This is a genomic window from Shewanella saliphila (assembly GCF_014648295.1).
Lineage (GTDB): Bacteria > Pseudomonadota > Gammaproteobacteria > Enterobacterales > Shewanellaceae > Shewanella > Shewanella saliphila.
In genome coordinates this window covers 1-20,048 of record NZ_BMQV01000050.1, presented here as the reverse complement: position 1 = coordinate 20,048, position 20,048 = coordinate 1, and the positions used below count along the sequence as shown (strand labels likewise).

Below are 20,048 nucleotides of genomic sequence, written 5' to 3'. Positions count from 1 at the left end.
TGTCCGATAATGGGGGAAAGTGTCCGAGCGGACACTTTGTTTTGTATTTATGGCCTGCGGCCACTAACGTCGTGGCGCTTCGCCCACACCAGACCAAGAGGAAACCAACGGCTGTTCCCTCTTGGAACTCCCAGCCGCCACATCAAAATTATCTGAAAAGCGATAATTTCGCGACGTGGTCAAATCCAGCTTTTAACTTCGTCTGAGTGTTCTTCGGCCTTATTCGAAAATGCTAACGCTTCAGATGGGGCGTCCCTTCCCCTCTAAAGCTAGCCAGACATCCATGTCTGGGCTCACGTCATTTTCTTCAACAGCCTCAAGTTCAGAGTTGAATTTGAGCATTTGAAAGCTAAGACCAACTCGTTTTTGGACAGAACTATGTTACAAAATACAATTTCGTCATATTGATCAAGTATAAAACATGATAGTGAGCCATATATAAGATAATATCTTTACATCAATGGCTTATGTAGGAACCCCGTATGGCAAAGCAGTTTATGTTAATGGAACCCAAAAATGAAAATTTTAATGAGTTAATTGGAGGCTCAAGTAAATATTTAGTTCCTAGATTTCAACGTGATTACGCTTGGGATATTCAACAATGGGAAGACCTTTGGAATGACATCAACTCGTTAGATGAAGAAGGCTTCCATTACATGGGCTACATAGTTTTACAACAAACTGAGCAGTATGAATTTGAAGTGATTGATGGGCAACAGAGGTTAGTGACACTTTCACTAATTGTTCTTGCTGCAATGAAGGCTCTTTCGGATATGATTGAAAGAGGTGAAGATGAAGAAGATAACAAGATAAGACTTGATGAACTCACCAAGAAGTTTGTTGGTAATAAAAATATAGTCTCATTAAAAGTGGTCAGTAAACTAGAGCTGAACCGAAATAACAACAGGTATTTCCAAAAGATATGCTCGACACTTGAAGCGCCAAATCATAGAGGAATTACATCTACTAATAAACTAATTAGAAAATGTTTTGACTTCTTTAGTACAAAAGAGTTTGGCTTAAATGGTGCTGAGATCGCTCAGTTCATAATGAAATTCTCCTCAGCAATGATCTTCACAAAGATAATAGTGCAAGATGATTTAAACGCGTACAAAGTTTTTGAAACTCTTAATGCACGCGGAGTTCAATTATCTACACCAGATTTATTAAAAAACTATTTGTTTTCAATAGTTACTAAAAACAACGACATTGAAGATGATGAGTTAAATGACTTAGATGAGAATTGGTCTGAGCTTATTGCTCAACTAGGTGAAAGTAATGTGTCAGACTTTGTCCGATACCACTACAACTCGCAAAGGAAAATGGTAACTAAAAAAGAGCTTTTTTCGTCTATGCGTAGAGTAGTTACTACACCTCCAGAGGCTTATGCTTACCTAAAAGAGCTAATCGAATATGCTCCAATTTATGCTTCGCTTATAAATCCTAGTGACTCTTGGTGGGCTGAACAACCTGAAGCATATCGAGATTCACTCAAGTTCTTGGTTGGTATTAGGTTGTTCAATATTAAGCAACCATTAGCTGTTTTGCTCCCTGCATTTAAACACTTCAAACCAGAAGAGTTTGTAAAAACAGTTAAATATTTATACGTTCTGTCTATTCGATACAATGTCATTTGCCATTTGTCACCAAGCGAACAAGAATCACTCTACAACCAAATAGCAATAAAGGTGTCAGGAAAGGAGTATAAAAGAGCAAGTCATATAAAGAATAGTGAAGAGTTTAGGAGATTGTATCCAAATGATGATACTTTCTTTAATGCTTTTGAATTTCATCGAATGCCAAGCAGGCAAACAGCAAAAAAAATTAGGTTCCTGCTTGCTGAGATTGAAAACCATCTTGGATTTCATTGTGACTTCAATAAAACAACTTTGGAACATATTTGTCCTTACAACCCTGAAAAGCAATGGGTTGATAGTTTCGGTGAAGGTATAAATGACGTTAAAGATCGTCTTGGAAATATGCTTTTACTCGATAAAGATGAGTTAAAGCGAGCAAATTTTGAACAAAAGAAGGGTGCGTACGGAAAGTCACCGTACCATTTGGCTAAAAAGGTCATGGACTATGATGAATGGAACCTAGACGCCGTTAATGAGCAACAAAAATGGATGGCCGAACAAGCCATTCATACATGGCGTGTTGACTAAGAAGTCATGTCTCGTACCAGAGAAAATTAGAAGCTTTATTTTGTGAAAAATATCTGCCCCAATCACATAATGGGGCATAAAAGAGATACGTATCTTGCTTGCCACAGTCCAAATTCAACTCTGGACTTGAGGCCGTTGAAGAAAATGACGTGAGCTGGCCATGGACGGCCAGCTAGCTTTAGAGGGGAAGGGACGCCCCATCTGAAGCGTTAGCATTTTCGAATAAGGCCGAAGATGGTTAAATACGCAGCTAGAAGCTCGATAATTTTCCGTCGCAATTTTTTCGCTCATCAGAAAATGTTGCCGGAACGCTGAGGGTTTGCAAAGGGGTACAAGCGCTTTACCCCTTTGCTCTGGTGTGGGTGAAGCGCCACGACGTTAGTGGCCGCAGGCCATAAAAGCAACAAGCAAACACCTGGATTCCGGCTCAAAAGCATTGCCGGAAAGACGTCGTATTTAACCCGTGCAGGGTGGAACCTTGCGATCTTATTTCAAACGAAGTTTGAACATTCTGGTGTGGGTGAAGCGCCACGACGTTAGTGGCCGCAGGCCATGAGTACAAAAGGTAAAAAGCAAAATACACACCTGGATTCCGGCTCAAAAGCATTGCCGGAAAGACGTCGTATTTAACCCGTGCAGGGTGGAACCTTGCGATCTTATTTCAAACGAAGTTTGAACATTCTGGTGTGGGCGAAGCGCCACGACGTTTGATGTGGCCGCAGGCCATATTCACGTAACAACCGTTACCTTTGAAATAAAAACTCTACTTTCTTACTTTATCCAACGCTTCACATACCGCATTAACACCTAATATGGCTCTTGGTGTTGCGCGGTGAAGTAAGTCTGCATCGAGTTGATATATATGGTGGTTTTTTACTGCGGGGAGCTCTGGCCAATCGGCCCAGTTAATGCCTAATACGTTGCCTTCATCTTGGCTTTGTAAAATCACTTCTGCACCGGTTAATAACACATTTTCGATGCTGATTTGTGGGTATTCGCTGGCGGCGTCATAAAATACATTCTCACCGTGGCACACTTCAATCAAGTTTTGGATCCAACTCCCCTTAGCCACTGTCATAACTGGGGTTGACCATAATTGATAAAACACTTTTACCGCTGGCTTAGCTTGATTTTGACTTTTAATGTCTGCTAATTGCTGACGATAATTTGCCGCGACTTTATTGGCAATCGCTTCGTGCCCTGTCAATTGGCCAAGCAGTTCAAGGTCGCTTGCGACGTCAGCTAACGTTTTAGGGTCGCTATTAACCACCTTAAAGCCTAAATCTTGCAGTTGCTTGATGTCTTCCATTTTATTGCCGCTTTGCCACACGACGACTAAATCTGGATTCAACTCAATGACTCGCTCAATTTGCACCCCGTAATACCCGCCTATGCTGGGGATATTTTTAGCTTGTTCTGGGTAATCGGCATAATCAGTGGTGGCGACAATGGCATCGCCCGCACCAATGGCGTAAAGCATTTCAACACTTTGCGGTGACAAAGCAATAATTCGTTTAGCGGGCGCTACTGGCTCTGCACCGTTTACCAACAGCTCATTAGCCGACACTGTTGCAAAAGCCGTTGAGAGTACACTTGGTAAAATAATTAACGTAAATGCCATCGACAACGAAACAAATAAACGTAACAAAAGGATATCCTTAACAGCTTAAGTAACAGATCAAAAATGATAAAATGGCTTATTCGACCAGTTTATCTGGCCAACCATAGTGATCAATATAATTAACTAAATTTTTAGGTCGATAATTATTGTCATTCAACCAACGAGTTTTCACTGATTTATGTAAAACAATCGGCACAAGCTCTGGATCTAATTGACGTAGAAAACGTTTTTTAACCCGATAAAAACTACGATAAGAATCGTGAATATCGGCCATGGGATTAGGCAACAAAGTATCAGACAAATGCAGTTCAACCGTTAGCTTAAACATTTTGGCTTGGTTTAGCATCCACTGTAAGGCAATGTCCGACAAGGTACTACCATCGCGATTAGGTGCACAGCTACCACCAATATTACTGTGGGCTCCCGCAAACCACACTTGTTGAATATCAATGCCACTGCGAGGTTGCCAAATAGTGGGTTCAAAATCGCTACGATGTTCATCTAGTGCCAAAGCATGGCGCGCCACTTTAACATTATGCCCAAGCTTGGTGTCGTAAAACTCATCTTTGTCTTCAAATAACCCTAAAAATGACACAGGGATCCCCATTGCGCCCACGGTATCCCACACGCCCACAAAAGCCACTTCGCGCGATGGATGTGAATGCTGTTGTCTAAATTCAACCGAGCGTTCACCTTCAGGTGCAAACGGTTTCGATTTCATTTTATAGTGTTCAAATGCTTGTTGAATCAATTTTGCATCGGGGCGAGTCACAATACCGCAATTATTAATTAAGCCGCACAAACAGCGAACAGTATAAGCGCCACGGCTAAAGCCAAATAAATATATGTCATCGCCTGGGGAGTAGTTTTGCACGATATAGCGGTAGGTATCCATGATGTTTTTATGCAAGCCACGCCCCGTTGCGCCGCCGATTAATGCGTCATGATATGAGCCGATGCCCCAATCATAAAACACCTGTTGCGGCACACCATCATCACCTAGTGGTTTAATCGCTCGGGCGAGTTTGAGCACATTGGTTGCATGATCTTTTTCAAGATCCTTTTCAGGCCGATTCCATGTACCATCGGCACAAATTACAATTCGTTTTTTCATCACTTTCTTTGCTCCCTGCCTAAGTCGTCCAGTCATAGTCGTCCTTTCATCACTATAGACTAAAAGCCAACTTGAACCCGACAAAAAATGGCCAATACTCGACAATTACCCCTCAGCATAAGGAACCGCGAAATGATCACTGCAGAGCAAAGTGTATTAATGATTGTTGACGTGCAAGGAAAGCTTGCCCAAGTGATGCAACAATCGACCATGTTACATCAAAAACTGACCGTACTAATTCAAGGGGCGCAACTTTTTGATATTCCTATTATTTGGTTAGAGCAACTGCCAGATAAACTAGGCCACACGAGTGAAGAGTTAGCACAAATACTCTCAAAAACGACTCAACCCATCGCAAAACAACATTTTAGCGGCTGGCATTGTGATGAGGTAAAGCAACAGCTCAACACATTAAACCGCCGCAACGTTATTTTGGCTGGGATTGAAACCCACGTGTGTGTATACCAAACCTGCCAAGACTTACAGGCCAACAACTTTCAAGTGCATGTGGTTAACGACGCGGTGTCATCAAGAGAGTTAGAAAACAAAACCTTGGGAGTACAAATGATGCTAAACGATGGCGCTAAACTCACTAACGTTGAGTCGCTATTGTTTGAGTTACAACATGTTGCCCAAGGCGAGCGCTTTAAGGCATTACTCAAGCTGATAAAGTAGCCATATGATGCCAGTATGAGTATGATGTTAAGCACAAATATAACAATAACATCATACTGCTATGCACTCATTTGATCGGCCCATTATTATTTTATCCGCGCCACGTTCTGGCAGTACCCTACTGTTTGAAGTGCTGTCAAAAAGCCAATCGCTGCATACTATTGGCGGTGAAAGCCATGCATTGATTGAAACCATTCCTAAACTCAATATTGCCTATCGTCAGTTTAGCTCCAATGCCTTGAGCGCTGACGACATTGACGATGAGTTAGCTCAGCAATTACAACAACGCTTTAGTGATGAGCTGCGAGGCAGTAAAGGCCAAAAGCCTAAAACATCATCGGTTAGACTGCTTGAGAAAACCCCTAAAAACAGCTTACGAGTTGATTTTTTTAATGCGCTATTTCCAGATGCGTTGTTTATATACTTAGTGCGCGAGCCCAAAGAAAATATCAGCAGCATTATGCAAGCCTGGCGTTCTAATAAATTTGTGACCTACCCTAACCTTCCTGGTTGGGATAAACGTCACTGGTCACTGTTATTACCTCCAAACTGGCAAAAATTAAACCAACAACCCTTGCACAATATCGCGGCGTTTCAATGGCAAGCGGCTAACGATGCCATTATGAGCCAATTGCAAAAGTTACCATCCGAGCGTTGGTGCATGTTGTCCTATGACCAATTAGTGTCTCAACCTGAACAAACCGTTAGCGCACTGTGTGAGTTCACTGGCATTGAGTTTGACCCAGATTTAACCGCCCTATGCAGTCAACCTTTACCGCATTCGCGCTACACGATTACCACACCTAAAGCCGACAAGTGGCTAGACAATTATCACGACATTGAAAAAGTATGGCCCAATATCGCCAATACCCTTGATCATATTAATCAGCATTTGAGCGCACATGACCAACCTATTTTTGAAGCACAATGGCAAGTGCATGACGTTGCACCGCCGCCACAGCCTAAGGCTGACTTTGCTGCAGTGCCACGTAATAGCCCATGCCCATGCGGCTCAGGTAAACGTTTTAAACAATGCCATGGCGCATTAAGTTAATTTATAGAGAGTCATATAATGAAGTTACCTCATGAATTTTATCAGCTCCCTTACCGCTTTGATGTGCCTAAACTCATTGAAGAAATTAGCCAATTTACCGAAGACGATTGGGTGACTCACCACGAGGGATTTCAAGGCAATTCGGCCATTCCATTAATATCGGTCAATGGCGAGTTTAATAACGATTTTAAAGGGCCAATGAAGCCAACTGCCGCGCTTGAAAAAAGCCCCTACATTAAGCAAATATTGGCCTCATTTGGTGAAGTATTGAGTCGTTCACGCTTAATGCGTTTAGCGCCAGGCGCACAAGTGCCATTGCATTCAGACATTAATTACCATTGGTATAAACGGGTTCGAGTGCATATTCCTATCACCACCACCGAACAGGTTCAGTTTTATTGTCATGATAAGCAAGTGCATATGGGAGCAGGAGAATGTTGGATTTTCGACTCGTGGAAATACCATAAAGTTGAAAATAACAGCGATCAATATCGCGTTCATTTAGTGATAGACCTGGCAGGTTCAAGTGCATTTTGGCGAACAATATTTAACCACTCACGGGCAATTGTTGCCCCGCAAACGCCGCCATTAGCTTGTAGCAGTATCGATTATCAGCCAGAGGCCCAGCCTGAAATCATCACCGAGCAATATAATGCGCCTATTATTATGCCGGTGGCTGAAGTGGAATACTTAACCAACGAGCTGCTTGCAGAAGTAAAGCATAATCCACAAAATCCAGCGGCCGAAATTGATGCGTTTAACCTATTAATTGCCGAGTTTGTTGCCGATTGGCGCATGCTATGGCTGCAGTTTGAATGCCAGCAACAAGGTTGGCCGCAGTATCATGCCCTGCGTGAGCACACCATGAAAAAAGCCATGCAACAGGTGCCGTCACTGCAATTAACCTACTCTGGCTCTGCGGTTAAAGCATTTGAGCAATTAGTGATTGTGGCGTGTATGAATATCGAACTAAGCCAAACTCGTCAAAGTCCGCCTCATCAAACCGCTCAAGCTAAGCCTAGACCTATGCCTCAATCTCAATCTCAACCGAGCGTAATGGAACCTTCGGTGACGGCGGCATCTCTACAAGAGATTGCAGCACCGCCAACACGCAATAGCCCTTGCCCTTGCGGCAGCGGTAAGCGCTATAAAGCCTGCCACGGTAAAATGAGTTAATACCACCCTTAAAAAATCATTAAATAACAAAGGCGCCATATCGGCACCTTTGTTATTAACATTCCATCGTTTATGTATTGGCGAATAAAGTCACATCGTTGTTAACCAAAAAACTGCTGCGCTGCTTTTTGAGCTATCGCGTCTAGCTTGGCAATTTCAGCTGGCAGATAGTCGCGGTATTTATCACTTTGGCCAATGGCTTTTGGGTTCATTGGCTGTCTCACCTGACTGGCACTTGGCGTTAATACCGCACGCTTTGACTCATAAAACGTAAAACACTGCGCCTGGGTATCTAAGCCGCAATAATCTAACATTCGCTGAATTTGCGCCTGTGGCTGATTAACCAACTGCTCAAAACACACATGCAGGATTTCATTAGGGTATAGGATGTCCCAATGCGCCATGATATCCAAATAGTGGCCCCAATATGTGCTGATGCCATCGAGCGAGTATGAATAGTCATGGCCATGACTAAAATATTGTTTAAACACACTTAAACCATTATCGACTGTATTGCGCACCACATTGATGATTTTGGCTTGAGGAAACAAGCTTTTAATCAAGCCAATATGCAAAAAGTTATTTGGGTTTTTATCAATCACATACACAGGTGCATCGTCAAAATAGTGATTCACTTCAGCCAAATATTTTACCTTAAAGGCATTAATCTCAGTGGCGGTTAAGTTATTTAGCCGCGCTTGATAACCGCCCGACATTTCCAGTTGCAGCGCAAAACGCTCCATAAATGGCAGTTCATCCGTTGCGCCAACCTGGGTATGACACGCTAAAATTTGCTCCACCAATGTGGTGCCAGAACGCGGCATACCCACGATAAAAATTGGGGTTTGGCTATACACGGCCTGTCGATCAATCTGTGCTGACGGCAGGTGTTTTAACAGTGAAAACACCAAATTTGAAAACAGAGCCAGCTTAAAAGGTCGTTGAGAAGACATTAACTCATTGGCTTTTAACATCGCCTGACACGCTTTATCAACTTGCTCGTGTTGCTCATAAGCCTTACATAACGCAAATTGTATCAAGCTATGATTGCTGGCACTTAACTGAGTATCACCTGCGCAGCGTTCAAGCTCGCTAATATCATCAGCGCTAAATTGATAACGCTTTAAATCGGCCAAACTCCAATAACCCACACCATATTGATTACCGCTTAAGCTGATGTACTTTTTGTAAAAGTCGGCGGCGATATCAGTGTTGCTTTTGGCTTTATGAATGTGGCCTAAATTAAGCATTACGGCAGGTTCTGGCATATTATTGCTCACACACCAGTCAAAACATTGCTCTGCCAGCGCCATGTTCCCCACTTTAGTGGCAACCATCGCCAGCTTATAACGATACTGATGCGACGTCGGCTCAAGCTCACATAGCTGCTGTAACAATTGCAAAGCCGCAAAATGATCTTCTTTTACTTCACTAATCTTCACTAAACCTGCCAGTGCATTTACTGAGGTTGGCACCCGTGCTTGCGCCGCTTTAAGATGTGATTCAGCCTCTTGCAGTTGTTGCTGCTGCAAATAAATTAACCCCAACATGGTTAATGCTGAAGCATTATTAGGGTCACGTTTAACCACTTTGCGAGCATACATTCTGGCCGACGAGTAATTTTTAGATTGGAAAAGAGACTCTGCCTGAGATAAATATTGTTCAATAACGCTCACATCATGATCCTTTAATTATTATTTTATCAACTTGAATTGAATATCCTGATTTAAATGAGGTTATCACAACTCACACTGGCGACTGAACCCAATATTAACCTTAATACTGAACGAAATAGCATATGCTTGCGTATTGCATTACATAGGCATAGAGCATTGAATGTTCCAATGGTATTGTAAATATCAAAAGCTCATCCATTATCCCAAGCTCAGGTTAAATACATGTCTTTAATATTCGCCACCCAAAGCATAGTGAGTTGCCATGAAAAATAATGAAGTAAAAGTCCCCAGTGGCCGTCTGTCCCGTTTATCAAAAATGGGTGGGCTGGCATCGCGCTTGGCGGGTAACGTATTATTTGAAGGGGCAAAACAGATCAGTAAAGGCCAGTCGCCTAAGCTACAACAATTGGTGATGACGCCATCAAACATTGGTCATGTGGCCGAAAAGTTATCGCAATTGCGCGGTGCGGCCATGAAAGTCGGCCAAATGTTGTCAATGGATGCCGGTGATCTCGTCGCGCCAGAATTAGCAGAGGTACTCGCCAAACTGCGCTCGGACGCTAAAGTCATGCCGCACAAGCAATTAACCACCTTATTGGTACAACAATGGGGTCGAGATTGGTTAGCGCCATTCGCCCAATTTGAATTGCGCCCTTTTGCCGCTGCATCTATTGGCCAGGTGCATTTAGCTTACCTAGATACCGGTGAAAAGTTAGCGGTAAAAATTCAATATCCCGGCGTACGAGACAGCATCGACAGCGACATTGATAACGTTGCCACCTTATTAAAAGTTTCAAGGCTTATCCCGGCAAACGTTAAGCTTGATACCTTACTCGCCGAAGCCAAAGCGCAATTACATAATGAGGCCGACTATCACTTTGAAGCTGATCAAATCGCACTTTATCAGCAGCAACTTGGTGATAATCCGCATTTTATTGTGCCTAAAGTGTACTCAGCGCTGAGCAATAACAGCATCTTAACCATGCAATTTGTTGAAGGTACGCCCATTGAATCAGTCGCCCAGGCCTCACAAGAGGTGCGCAACCTGGTTGCCAGTCGCTTAATGGAATTGTGTTTTAAGGAATTATTTGAGTTTAAGTTACTGCAATCGGACCCTAACTTTGCCAATTTTCAGTATCAGGCTGACAGTGAGAAAATTGTCTTACTCGACTTTGGTGCTACGCGCAGTATTAGCGATAAATTAGCACAAGGTTATCAGCAGCTGATGGCTGGCGCACTCAAGCACGACAAAGAGCAAATGGCTGCTGCAGCTCAACAAATTGGCTTTTTTCAAGACGCAATAGACCCAGCGCATAAGCAATTAATCATTGATATTTTCTATCAAGCTTGCGAGCCAATATATTTTGATGGCGAGTATGATTTTGGCCAAAGCACCTTAGCCAAACGCATCACCGAGGCAGGCAAAGCAATGAGTACTCAACAAAATGAATGGCATACCCCGCCAACCGATGCTATTTTTATTCATCGTAAATTAGCAGGTATGTATTTACTGGCGGCTAAGCTCAAGGCTAAAGTGAACGTTGGCGAGCTATTTTCTAAGTATCGAGAATAAAAACACGGCAATGATGCCTGTTAAATTGCACATATACTCAACCAAGGCATCATCATGACATTGAATCATTTTTGGCGGTTTTGCTCTATTGTTAGCATAGCAATGTTCATGTCGATACTCATGTCGACACTCATGCTCAGTGCACCTTCATTTGCCCATGAAACTGAACAACAACCCGCTCAAAGCAACACCGATGCAGCCCAAAAGCGACAACAACAACCCGCTGAACTCACCCTATCTCTCCTTGTGCCAGATGTGTATTTACACCAGTCATATAAACAGGTCAGCGGCTTTGGATTAGTTGAGTCCAATGGCCTCGTAGTGGTGCAAGACAAACAAGCGTTTATTATTGATACCCCCTGGGCAGACAGCGATACAGCTAAGCTTGTTGATTGGATTACCCTGCAAGGTTTAACTGTTGCAGCCAGTATATCGACTCATTCACATCAAGACCACACAGGTGGAATTGGCTACCTTAACAGCCAAGGTATCGCCACCTGGGTGTCAGATAAAACTCAAAACCTATTAACCGCTAACAAACTTAGCAGCGCAAGCCACACATTTAGAACTAAGCAACTTACACTTCAGCAGCAACTCATTGAAGTGTATGACCTAGGCGCTGGCCACACGGTCGATAACCTGGTGGTGTGGCTGCCTAACCAACAAATTTTATTTGGTGGTTGTTTAATTAAGTCATTGAATTCTCGCACGCTAGGCTATACCGGCGAAGCAGACGTAGAGCAATGGCCGCTGACGGTGGCAAAGGTACAAGCACAATTTACCCAAGCAAAAATTGTCGTCCCTGGGCATGGCAAAATCGGTGATTCTTCGCTGCTAAGTCACACCATAGATTTACTGACCCAGCAACCTCAAGGTTAAACCACAATAACAATAGTTTGTTAATTACAGTTCAATTGAACTTACACAAGGAGAGTCACCATGTTTAGTCACGTTATGATCGGTGTTAATGATATGAATATATCGAAAAAGTTTTATGATGCCACGTTAGGCGCATTAGGCATTGCACCAGGAAAAATTGACCCTAAAGGTCGTTGTGTTTACATGACACCAACTGGCATATTTTTATTAACAAAGCCGATTAATGGCGAGCCGGCATGCCACGGTAATGGCTCAACCCTTGGTTTTGCTGCAGAAACCCCAGCATTAGCCGATGCATGGCATGCAACTGGCGTTGCTAATGGCGGCACCGCCTGTGAAGACGCGCCAGGCATACGTTCAGGCGCAGGAATGGAATTATACCTAGCCTACCTGCGCGACCCAGATGGCAACAAGCTGTGTGCTCTGAACCGAGTGTAATTAGCTTCAGGAATTAACGTCAAAAATTAACCTTAGCTCAGCTAGAGTTAATAAACGAGGATGGCCTGCCTGGTTCACAGTCAGGCCATCACTTTAGTCAAGGTTACTGATGCATCACAACGCACTACAGGGTAAAATAGCCGCCCTTTTATGCTGTGAGTGTATGTAATGACTGTTAGCGATCCGTGTTTTATTCCTTTTACTGATGCGATAGCGTTCAACAACACAGTTGCAGAACAAGGATTGCCAGAGTCTTTTACCTTCCCGTTTTATTATCAACCTCACCCATTAACCGTACTGGCAGCGCAACAGTTGCAGCAGGAGTTGCTTGAGGCTAATCCGTGGCAGCATAACTTTGGCCTAGACAGCAACAACGATCGCGGCATGGTAATTGGTAAAATGTTTGGGGTGTTGGTGGTGAAAGACACCCACGGACAACTGGGATTTTTAGCGGCGTTTTCAGGCAAATTAGCCGATCAAAATATCTTGCCGCCGTTTGTGCCGCCAGTGTTTGATATGCTGACCCAAGACAGTTTTTTTAACGCAGAAAACAAACAGATTAACCAGATTAACCAGTTACTCCACCAGCATGAAAGCGACCCGTTACTGGCGAGCTTAACCGCGCAGTTAACTCAGCAACAACAGCAAGCAGAACGTGAGCTTGAGCAATTACGTGCCTTGATAATCGACAGCCGAAAACAGCGTAAGCTCGCCCGCGAGCAAGCCGATAACGCATTAGCCCAGGCCGATATCAGCAGTGATGAGCATAAAACCTTATCAATTGAGCTTAGCCGCCAAAGCGTGCAACAAAAGCATCAGATCAATGCATTAAAGCAGCAATGGCAAAGCCAAATCACGGCAACGCAAACCCAGCTAAATGAGCTGCAGCAGCAAATAAAACACCTTAAACGCCAACGCAAACAACTGTCTAACAGCTTGCAAAAAAAGCTGTTTGCCCAGTATCAGTTTTTAAATATTGCAGGCCAGGCACGCGACTTAAACGATATCTTTAACGATGCACCTAATCACTTACCGCCAGCCGGTGCGGGCGAATGCGCTGCGCCTAAGTTGCTGCAATATGCCTTTAAACAGCAATTAACCCCAGTCGCGATGGCAGAGTTTTGGTGGGGCGCATCGCCAAAATCAGAAATCAAACAGCATCAAAATTACTACCCAGCTTGTCACGGAAAATGCCGGCCTATTTTAACCCACATGCTAGCGGGCATGCAGGTTGATGATGACCCCTTGCTGCTTAATCCCGGCAAAGATTTAACCATTGAGATTATTTATCAAGATGATGTGATGGCGATTATTAATAAACCCGCCGAGCTATTATCGGTACCCGGTAAAAATATTACCGACAGCGTGTTTAGTCGCATGCAGCAACAGTTTCCCAATGCGACAGGGCCGCTGATTGTCCATCGTTTAGACATGTCGACATCAGGGCTGATGGTGATTGCATTAACCAAAGAAGCCAACAAAGCCTTACAGCAGCAATTTATACAGCGCAGTGTCACCAAACGTTATATCGCGTTAATTGAAGGTGTGCCGAGCCAGGATGAGGGCGATATTAGTTTGCCATTGCGGGTCGATTTAGATGACCGACCTAAACAGCTAGTGTGTTATGAACACGGCAAGCATGCGGACACATTTTGGCAAGTGCATCAACGCATTAACCAGCGCACCTTAGTGCACCTGTACCCTAAAACGGGGCGGACTCATCAATTACGTGTGCATTGCGCTCATCATGATGGTCTGCACATGCCAATTGTCGGTGACGATTTATATGGCGTTGCTGCAAACCGCTTGCATTTACATGCTCAATATTTAGCGTTAACTCATCCAGAATCTGGTGAAGCAATGGTATTTGAAGTTAAAGCGGATTTTGAATAACGGACGATAAAAACAATAAAACCGATATTGAATTAACAATATCGGTTATTGGTTAATGCATTAGCGTTGAAAGTAGCACCGCTAATTAGAAGTTATTGGGTTTATCTTCTAAATGCATTTGCTCTACAAGGCCTTGGCCTGTACGTTGCTGATAAGTCGACTCAGCCTGCTGCATTCTGGTTTTGCCACTGGTGACCAGCGCTTGGCCTTGTTCAGTTTCACTTTGACCTTCAGCGACATTGGTATTACCGTCTTCGATAAGATCTTTAGCGTCGACATACATTTCGTCTGCATCTTCCCATGCATCGGCAATATCATCTAAGCGTTCAACCAAGTCAGCTGCACGCTTACCATTTTGAGCACCTGTCAACGAGCTCGCCATTGCTTGAAACGCTTCACGTTGCTTTTGTGCATTGGTTCTCGCAAGGGTAATTAGCTTTTCACCTTCACGAATTTGTGCATTGCCTTTACTTATCGCTTTGCGACCATCGGCTAACAGTGTTTCACCTTTTTTAACGTCTTTTTGACCTTGTTCCCATTGCTGGGACACATCAAGATGTTTTTCGCTCTCGGCTTTTACTTTTGAGGCAAAGGTATTTTGAGGCGTGGCACATCCAGTGATTCCCACAACACCAACAACGATCAAACTGCACAGTACTTTGTTCAATTAACGTCTCAATAATTCAGGTTAGGATCGGCGCAATTAAACCGCTTGATCACTAAAATAGCAAGAGCCTAACCACATTAAATCGTGTTAATGAAACCCAGTACCCTCGGGGTTTAGCATCATTTACTAATAAAGATCACTGCCCCCAAATACACAATAAATCATTGTGATGTTTTAAGCATATTTGCAAAGATAACGCATCACTCAATTGACGCTAAAAAGTAGCCAATGTAATGCTACAGCTCGAACAACACATCGGTTCTAATGATGTATTTAACCCCATGATAAATCGGCTCAGAACTGTGAATACAATGCAGCGGATGCATGCCATGAGGAAAACACAATACACTCCCCGCAGGCGTTCGCACATCAACTTGTTTGACATTATCGCCACGTTTTGCCGGTAAATGTGGATTGTCGGCATTGACTAAAAAGCGCGTCGCGCCGCCTTCAAAGTCTTCTGTGAGTAAGATTAAAAAGGTTAATTGGCTATAACGATCGCCAAAAGCATCACGCACTAGCTGGCCATCAACCACCTGGCTTCCAGGCCATGAACCGTCAGAATGCGGTTTAAAATAATCCCCTTCATTGTAACGATAAAATCGAAAACGATTGTTTAACCCCAGCGCGGCTTTGCCAGCAAAAATACCCAAATCATCAGCCATAAGGTGCTTCACTTTATTCCAAATGGCTTGCTCGGTGGCGTTATCAACCACCCAGGTCAAACTGTCGTTATGGCGAACATCTCGCGGTAACGACACGGCAGCATCGGGCAAAAAGCCCATCGACTCGCTTGCCGCAATTAAGCGTTGGCACTCATCGGCAGACAATACATTCAATAACTGAAACGCCCCTGGTACTTCGTCTAACATTTTTTTAGTCACAGGTGTTGCGGCAGCATCATTCAGTGACGCGGCGTTAGCCTGATGATTTGCCCAGGTAGGCAATGCTGGATGCTCGGCACCCGGCTCGTGGGCGATAACATAAAACGCTGAATTTTCATTTGTGCTGTTCATTAATAACTGACCTTAATACTTAATACTTAATACTTAATAAGATTTTTTGTGAAACCTGCAATAAGCTAATGACTAATGACTAATGACTAATGACTAATGACTAGTAACTCATCACTCTTACCTGGGAAAACTGTCGATGGCCCGCCGCCGTACCATGGAAACCAAAACCACTTTGCTTAGCGCCAACCCATGGTGCATTACCAGCCCCACCGCCCTGGTTAACGCCCACCATGCCGGCTTCAAGTTGTTCGGCCACCGCGTTAGCACCTTGTCCGCCAAATACCGCCGCACTTAAGCCATAAATACTGTCATTAGCTCGAGTAATAGCATCGTTAATGTCATTAAACCGGCTGATGGCCACCACAGGGCCAAAGGTTTCTTCACGCTCAAGCAACATATCTGGGGTTAAACCACTCACCACAGTTGGCTGAATAAAGGGTAACGGATAGTCATCACTGCCTAATAAAAATTGCGCGCCTTTGGCTTTAGCATCTTGCAATTGTTGTAATACTTTTTGGTGCTGAGTTGGATTCACCATAGGGCCAATATTCACTTGTGCCTGGTCCCATTTACCCACTTGATATCGGCTAGCCAGTTGCACCACCTTTTGCTCAAACTCATCGGCAATTCGCTCATCAACGTAAATACGCTCGGTTGAGGTACACATTTGCCCGGCATTCTCAAACGAACTTGCCACCGCAAAACACACTGCAGCATCAATATTGGCGCTGGCCATAACAATCATTGGGTCATTACCACCCAGTTCCATCACTAAGCGTTTTAGCCCTGGTGCTGCATTGGCCATAATATGCTTACCTGCGGCCATCGACCCAGTAAAGGCCACCATATTAATGTCGGCGATCACAAGTGCCTGGCCGAGAGCTTTATCACCTTGAGCCACTTGCAATACATGGGCAGGCAATACTTTATTTAAGGTATCAACAAACAGCTGTGCCACTAGCGGCGTTTGTTCAGATGGTTTTAAAATCACACTATTGCCGGCAATTAATGCAGGAAGCAGCAAGTTATTTGCCATTGCTATCGGATAATTCCAAGGCGAAATAAACGCGACAATACCTAAAGGTCGATATTGCAATTGAGTGTTGTTGCCAAGATCTTCAGCTGCCAAGGCATCGCCTATTTCACCGGCAAAATAAGGCGCGTTTTGAATCGTGCCGCCTACTTCATAAGTGGCGCGTCGATAGTCTTTACCCATTTCCTGGCCAATTAACACCGCCAGTTCATCTTGCACCTCGGCTAACGCTTGATAAGCCTTAACTACATACTGTTGGCGCTCGCTTAACGCTAAGCTCGCCCATGTTTTTTGTGATGCTTTGGCTTGCGCTATAACCTGTGGAAGATCGGATATTGCTAAAGCATCAACACTGCCCACCGCAGTCGCTTGGATAGTGTCGCTCCCAGCCACTTTATGGTAGCTACCTGCATCATAAGAAGTTAATACTGCCATGGAGAAATGGTCCTTAATGGTACTAGTCTAATTACCGCCTATTCTGATACAGTAGGATACAAAAGCAACCAGTATACTTTTAGTAACCTAGAATAAATCAAGTTGGAATAATGAAAACAACAATTGAAACAATGAATAACGGTCAAAAAAAAGTTATCAACCCATGCGCTGAACCTTGCTCAGTTGAACGCGGAATGCGAGTGTTAGGCGGAAAATGGAAAGCGTCTATTCTGTGGCACTTACAAGATGAGCCAGTACGCTTTAATGATTTATCGCGCATGTTAGGCGGCGCCAGTAAAAAAATGGTCGACCAACGCCTCAAAGAACTTGAAGCACAGGGGCTGGTCACACGTCATGTGATTAACGACAGACCAATTGCTGTCGCTTATGCTATTACCGACCTAGGCCGCACCGCTTTAGATATTTTAAAACGCTTAAAAGACTGGGCGGATGAGTATGTTGTGTGATGGCGATTTCAGCCACACCATCTAAAATGATCAGATAATCTGTGCTCATTAAGATTAGCTAGTGGTGTGTTAATTCATTCAGATACCTAGCTGATTGTTTGCAGTAAGGTATTTATGATCAGATATATCGTCTCCTTTATCATTATCGCCAATATATTTATTTCGCAATCGGTTTACGCGAGAGACAAGGTTGTTTTTTACACAGAGCACTATCCACCGTTTCAATCACAAAATCACCACGGTGAATTTGTTGGCTTTGCTATTGATATACTCCACGCTGCGCAGCCCCATCTTGATTTTGATATCGATATTCAATTAATGCCCTGGAGCCGAGCTTACTATAATGCCCAGCACACCCCAAACACATTCATTTTCTCCATTGCTAACACCGACAAGCGCTTAGCACACTTTAGGTGGGTTGGTGAGTTTTATACTGTGCAAGACATGATTTACCGTAAAAGTAATCGTCCAGATATTGTGCTCGAAAAAATCAACGATATTGATCGTTATACTCTGGCATTATTACGAAGCGATGCAGCATTAAATCGCCTAAAACTCGATGGTACACACCCCAATATTTATTTCGTAAGAAGCCAAACCGCAGCACTAAAAATGCTGCAGTTTGATCGCGTTGATTTAATTTATAACAATGAGATTGGTTTTGCCGAAGATATCAAAAAAATGGGCTATAACCTCAGTGACTTTACCGCAGTATTACCTGTGGTCAACATGCCCATTGGTATTTCAACCCACAAAGACACCGACGAAAAGCTGGCCGAAGATATGCGCCAGGCGCTTCACACGCTTAAACAAAATGGCGAGTTAGCCACTATTACCGCACGCTGGTTTGCCCCTCGTGTTATTCCCCTCGTTACTGAATAACTCAGTAGACTCATTTTGGAATAAACCGTGTAACCCCTTCTCGTCGTCCCGGCAATGCTTTTAAGCCGAGAAGACGTATCTAATGGAGCTTACTTGTCGCTGGAAGCAAAGTCTGACAAATCGAAACTGCAGACACTATAATTATTAATTATCAATTTATTACAACTGAAAGCGTATCGCTTAGTAACACACATTTTTGCAAAGACATGTTTAAAAGTGGCCTAGTGAATGACTGTAAGTTGCACAGAATGACTAAATCTCTACTAGGTTCTGCCTCTGATAATGTTAAAATCTCAGCAACAGAATTACCGAGAAACTCAATGTTTATCCATCATGTTAACGGCATCGACTGGCTAGTGATCACCGCTTTTGAAGAACTGAAAACGATGTTTATCGAAGAAGCCGGTACGATCCCCGCTTGCTTCTCTACCGCCAGCGAATTGAGCTTGATTGATCAAGCCAAGCGCACTTATGGGTATTTGCCTACACACAGCGGCGAAATCACCGATACCGGCGCGTTACAAAGACAGGGTATCGAAGAAGATTTGAACCCACAGCTTGCCTGCTTAGTTGAGGGGCGTGGTCGGGTGTTTATCTATTACGGTGGCTTTGTGGCTTTTGTGGATGGCGAGCAAACCTTTATTACTCGAATGGATCAGTAAGTTAAAATCGGCGAATTGGCCCTCCTAGCTAGGAATGGGGCCAGTTTTTGTTGACCACTACATAATGACTACAAAAGTAACAACAATTGTGTTCCGCTATATAAAAAGACTAAAAAATCTCTTATCACATAATGTAAAAAGAGGTTCATTAGTTAACTTCATAAATTTAATTCCGAATCTATACTTCTAATTCTTTCAAGGTGTTTTTCAGGAGCCATTTGATTAGATAAAAAACCAACAAAGACAACATCATGGCTTCTCTTTAAATAATAGAAAACATGCTTACCATCTGGAAATCTATAACCATCCCTAGAAACCTCACCAATGGACAATCCCAGATTTGGATTATTGGCTAAAGCTTGCAGTCTTTTTCGCAAGATCTCTTTATATTTTAACCATTGTGGATTTCCCCACTTTTTGATTGTGTACTTGCGAATAGACTCTAAATCTTTTCTTGCATGGCCTCTAAGTAAGAATGGTGTATTCTTCATTAATCATACCGGCGTTTTTCAAGACAGTTGTCGCCTAAATTGTTAAGCAACTTCTTTATGTTGCTCTGGATTTAACGCCACAGCGCCTATTGGTTGCCAGTTTCGCTCTTCTTTTGACCATCGCTCTGGAT

General features: G+C 43.4%; 18 protein-coding genes. 11 read left to right on the top strand and 7 right to left on the bottom strand.

The genetic code is table 11. The annotated features are described in order from the left end of the window. The first annotated feature begins 482 nt into the window (after window positions 1-482). Entirely contained in the window at window positions 483-2,165 is a 1,683-nt protein-coding gene (locus IEY48_RS17715) for a DUF262 domain-containing protein (RefSeq protein WP_188922718.1), read from the top strand. A gap of 763 nt (window positions 2,166-2,928) precedes the next feature. Here the strand turns inward: IEY48_RS17715 and IEY48_RS17710 are convergent. Both IEY48_RS17710 and IEY48_RS17705 read right to left on the bottom strand, forming a co-directional pair. After that, window positions 2,929-3,813: a cobalamin-binding protein gene (locus IEY48_RS17710; RefSeq protein ID WP_229786557.1), complete on the bottom strand. Its 885-nt coding sequence runs from the start codon at window positions 3,811-3,813 to the stop codon at window positions 2,929-2,931. 49 nt (window positions 3,814-3,862) lie between these two features. After that, on the bottom strand, window positions 3,863-4,900 hold the full coding sequence (locus IEY48_RS17705) for a T6SS phospholipase effector Tle1-like catalytic domain-containing protein (RefSeq protein ID WP_188922734.1): 1,038 nt from the start codon (window positions 4,898-4,900) through the stop codon (window positions 3,863-3,865). 132 nt (window positions 4,901-5,032) lie between these two features. Here IEY48_RS17705 and IEY48_RS17700 point away from each other — a divergent pair, with 132 nt between their 5' ends. The 3 genes from IEY48_RS17700 to IEY48_RS17690 all read left to right on the top strand — a co-directional run bounded on the left by IEY48_RS17700 (window position 5,033) and on the right by IEY48_RS17690 (window position 7,805). After that, window positions 5,033-5,575: an isochorismatase family protein gene (locus tag IEY48_RS17700; protein ID WP_188922715.1), complete on the top strand. Its 543-nt coding sequence runs from the start codon at window positions 5,033-5,035 to the stop codon at window positions 5,573-5,575. A gap of 61 nt (window positions 5,576-5,636) precedes the next feature. Further along, on the top strand, window positions 5,637-6,629 hold the full coding sequence (locus IEY48_RS17695; RefSeq protein WP_188922713.1) for a sulfotransferase family protein: 993 nt from the start codon (window positions 5,637-5,639) through the stop codon (window positions 6,627-6,629). A gap of 18 nt (window positions 6,630-6,647) precedes the next feature. Further along, on the top strand, window positions 6,648-7,805 hold the full coding sequence (locus tag IEY48_RS17690) for an aspartyl/asparaginyl beta-hydroxylase domain-containing protein (RefSeq protein ID WP_188922711.1): 1,158 nt from the start codon (window positions 6,648-6,650) through the stop codon (window positions 7,803-7,805). Between the two features lie 101 nt (window positions 7,806-7,906). Here the strand turns inward: IEY48_RS17690 and IEY48_RS17685 are convergent, their stop codons facing one another. Further along, on the bottom strand, window positions 7,907-9,481 hold the full coding sequence (locus tag IEY48_RS17685) for a tetratricopeptide repeat-containing sulfotransferase family protein (protein ID WP_188922709.1): 1,575 nt from the start codon (window positions 9,479-9,481) through the stop codon (window positions 7,907-7,909). A 262-nt stretch (window positions 9,482-9,743) separates the two neighbouring features. Here IEY48_RS17685 and IEY48_RS17680 point away from each other — a divergent pair, with 262 nt between their 5' ends. From IEY48_RS17680 to IEY48_RS17665, 4 genes are all read left to right on the top strand, one after another. Next, window positions 9,744-11,054, top strand: coding sequence for an ABC1 kinase family protein (locus tag IEY48_RS17680; protein WP_188922707.1), 1,311 nt, complete (start codon window positions 9,744-9,746; stop codon window positions 11,052-11,054). A gap of 108 nt (window positions 11,055-11,162) precedes the next feature. Next, window positions 11,163-11,933, top strand: a complete 771-nt coding sequence (blaDIM, locus tag IEY48_RS17675) for a DIM/SIM/IMP family subclass B1 metallo-beta-lactamase (protein ID WP_188922705.1) — start codon at window positions 11,163-11,165, stop codon at window positions 11,931-11,933. 60 nt (window positions 11,934-11,993) lie between these two features. Then, window positions 11,994-12,371, top strand: coding sequence for a VOC family protein (locus IEY48_RS17670; RefSeq protein ID WP_188922703.1), 378 nt, complete (start codon window positions 11,994-11,996; stop codon window positions 12,369-12,371). A gap of 168 nt (window positions 12,372-12,539) precedes the next feature. Further along, complete coding sequence (locus IEY48_RS17665) at window positions 12,540-14,264, top strand: RluA family pseudouridine synthase (protein WP_188922701.1); 1,725 nt, start codon at window positions 12,540-12,542, stop codon at window positions 14,262-14,264. An 85-nt stretch (window positions 14,265-14,349) separates the two neighbouring features. On the opposite strand, the gene IEY48_RS17660 is transcribed toward IEY48_RS17665, so the two are convergent. From IEY48_RS17660 to IEY48_RS17650, 3 genes are all read right to left on the bottom strand, one after another. Further along, window positions 14,350-14,931, bottom strand: a complete 582-nt coding sequence (locus IEY48_RS17660) for a hypothetical protein (protein WP_188922699.1) — start codon at window positions 14,929-14,931, stop codon at window positions 14,350-14,352. A 236-nt stretch (window positions 14,932-15,167) separates the two neighbouring features. After that, window positions 15,168-15,947: a prolyl hydroxylase family protein gene (locus IEY48_RS17655; protein ID WP_188922697.1), complete on the bottom strand. Its 780-nt coding sequence runs from the start codon at window positions 15,945-15,947 to the stop codon at window positions 15,168-15,170. Between the two features lie 100 nt (window positions 15,948-16,047). Further along, the gene (locus IEY48_RS17650; protein WP_188922695.1) at window positions 16,048-17,415 is read right to left on the bottom strand and encodes an aldehyde dehydrogenase family protein; all 1,368 of its coding nucleotides are present in this window, start codon (window positions 17,413-17,415) and stop codon (window positions 16,048-16,050) included. Window positions 17,416-17,525: 110 nt separating this feature from the next. Between IEY48_RS17650 and IEY48_RS17645 the strand changes: the two genes are divergently transcribed. From IEY48_RS17645 to IEY48_RS17635, 3 genes are all read left to right on the top strand, one after another. After that, a complete protein-coding gene (locus tag IEY48_RS17645) occupies window positions 17,526-17,882 on the top strand; it encodes a winged helix-turn-helix transcriptional regulator (RefSeq protein ID WP_188922693.1) in 357 nt (118 codons plus the stop codon). Between the two features lie 114 nt (window positions 17,883-17,996). Next, window positions 17,997-18,764, top strand: a complete 768-nt coding sequence (locus tag IEY48_RS17640) for a substrate-binding periplasmic protein (protein ID WP_188922691.1) — start codon at window positions 17,997-17,999, stop codon at window positions 18,762-18,764. A gap of 320 nt (window positions 18,765-19,084) precedes the next feature. Then, window positions 19,085-19,426, top strand: coding sequence for a cytosolic protein (locus IEY48_RS17635; protein WP_188922732.1), 342 nt, complete (start codon window positions 19,085-19,087; stop codon window positions 19,424-19,426). A gap of 158 nt (window positions 19,427-19,584) precedes the next feature. On the opposite strand, the gene IEY48_RS17630 is transcribed toward IEY48_RS17635, so the two are convergent. Next, on the bottom strand, window positions 19,585-19,917 hold the full coding sequence (locus tag IEY48_RS17630) for a type II toxin-antitoxin system RelE/ParE family toxin (protein WP_188922689.1): 333 nt from the start codon (window positions 19,915-19,917) through the stop codon (window positions 19,585-19,587). Between the last annotated feature and the right edge of the window lie 131 nt (window positions 19,918-20,048).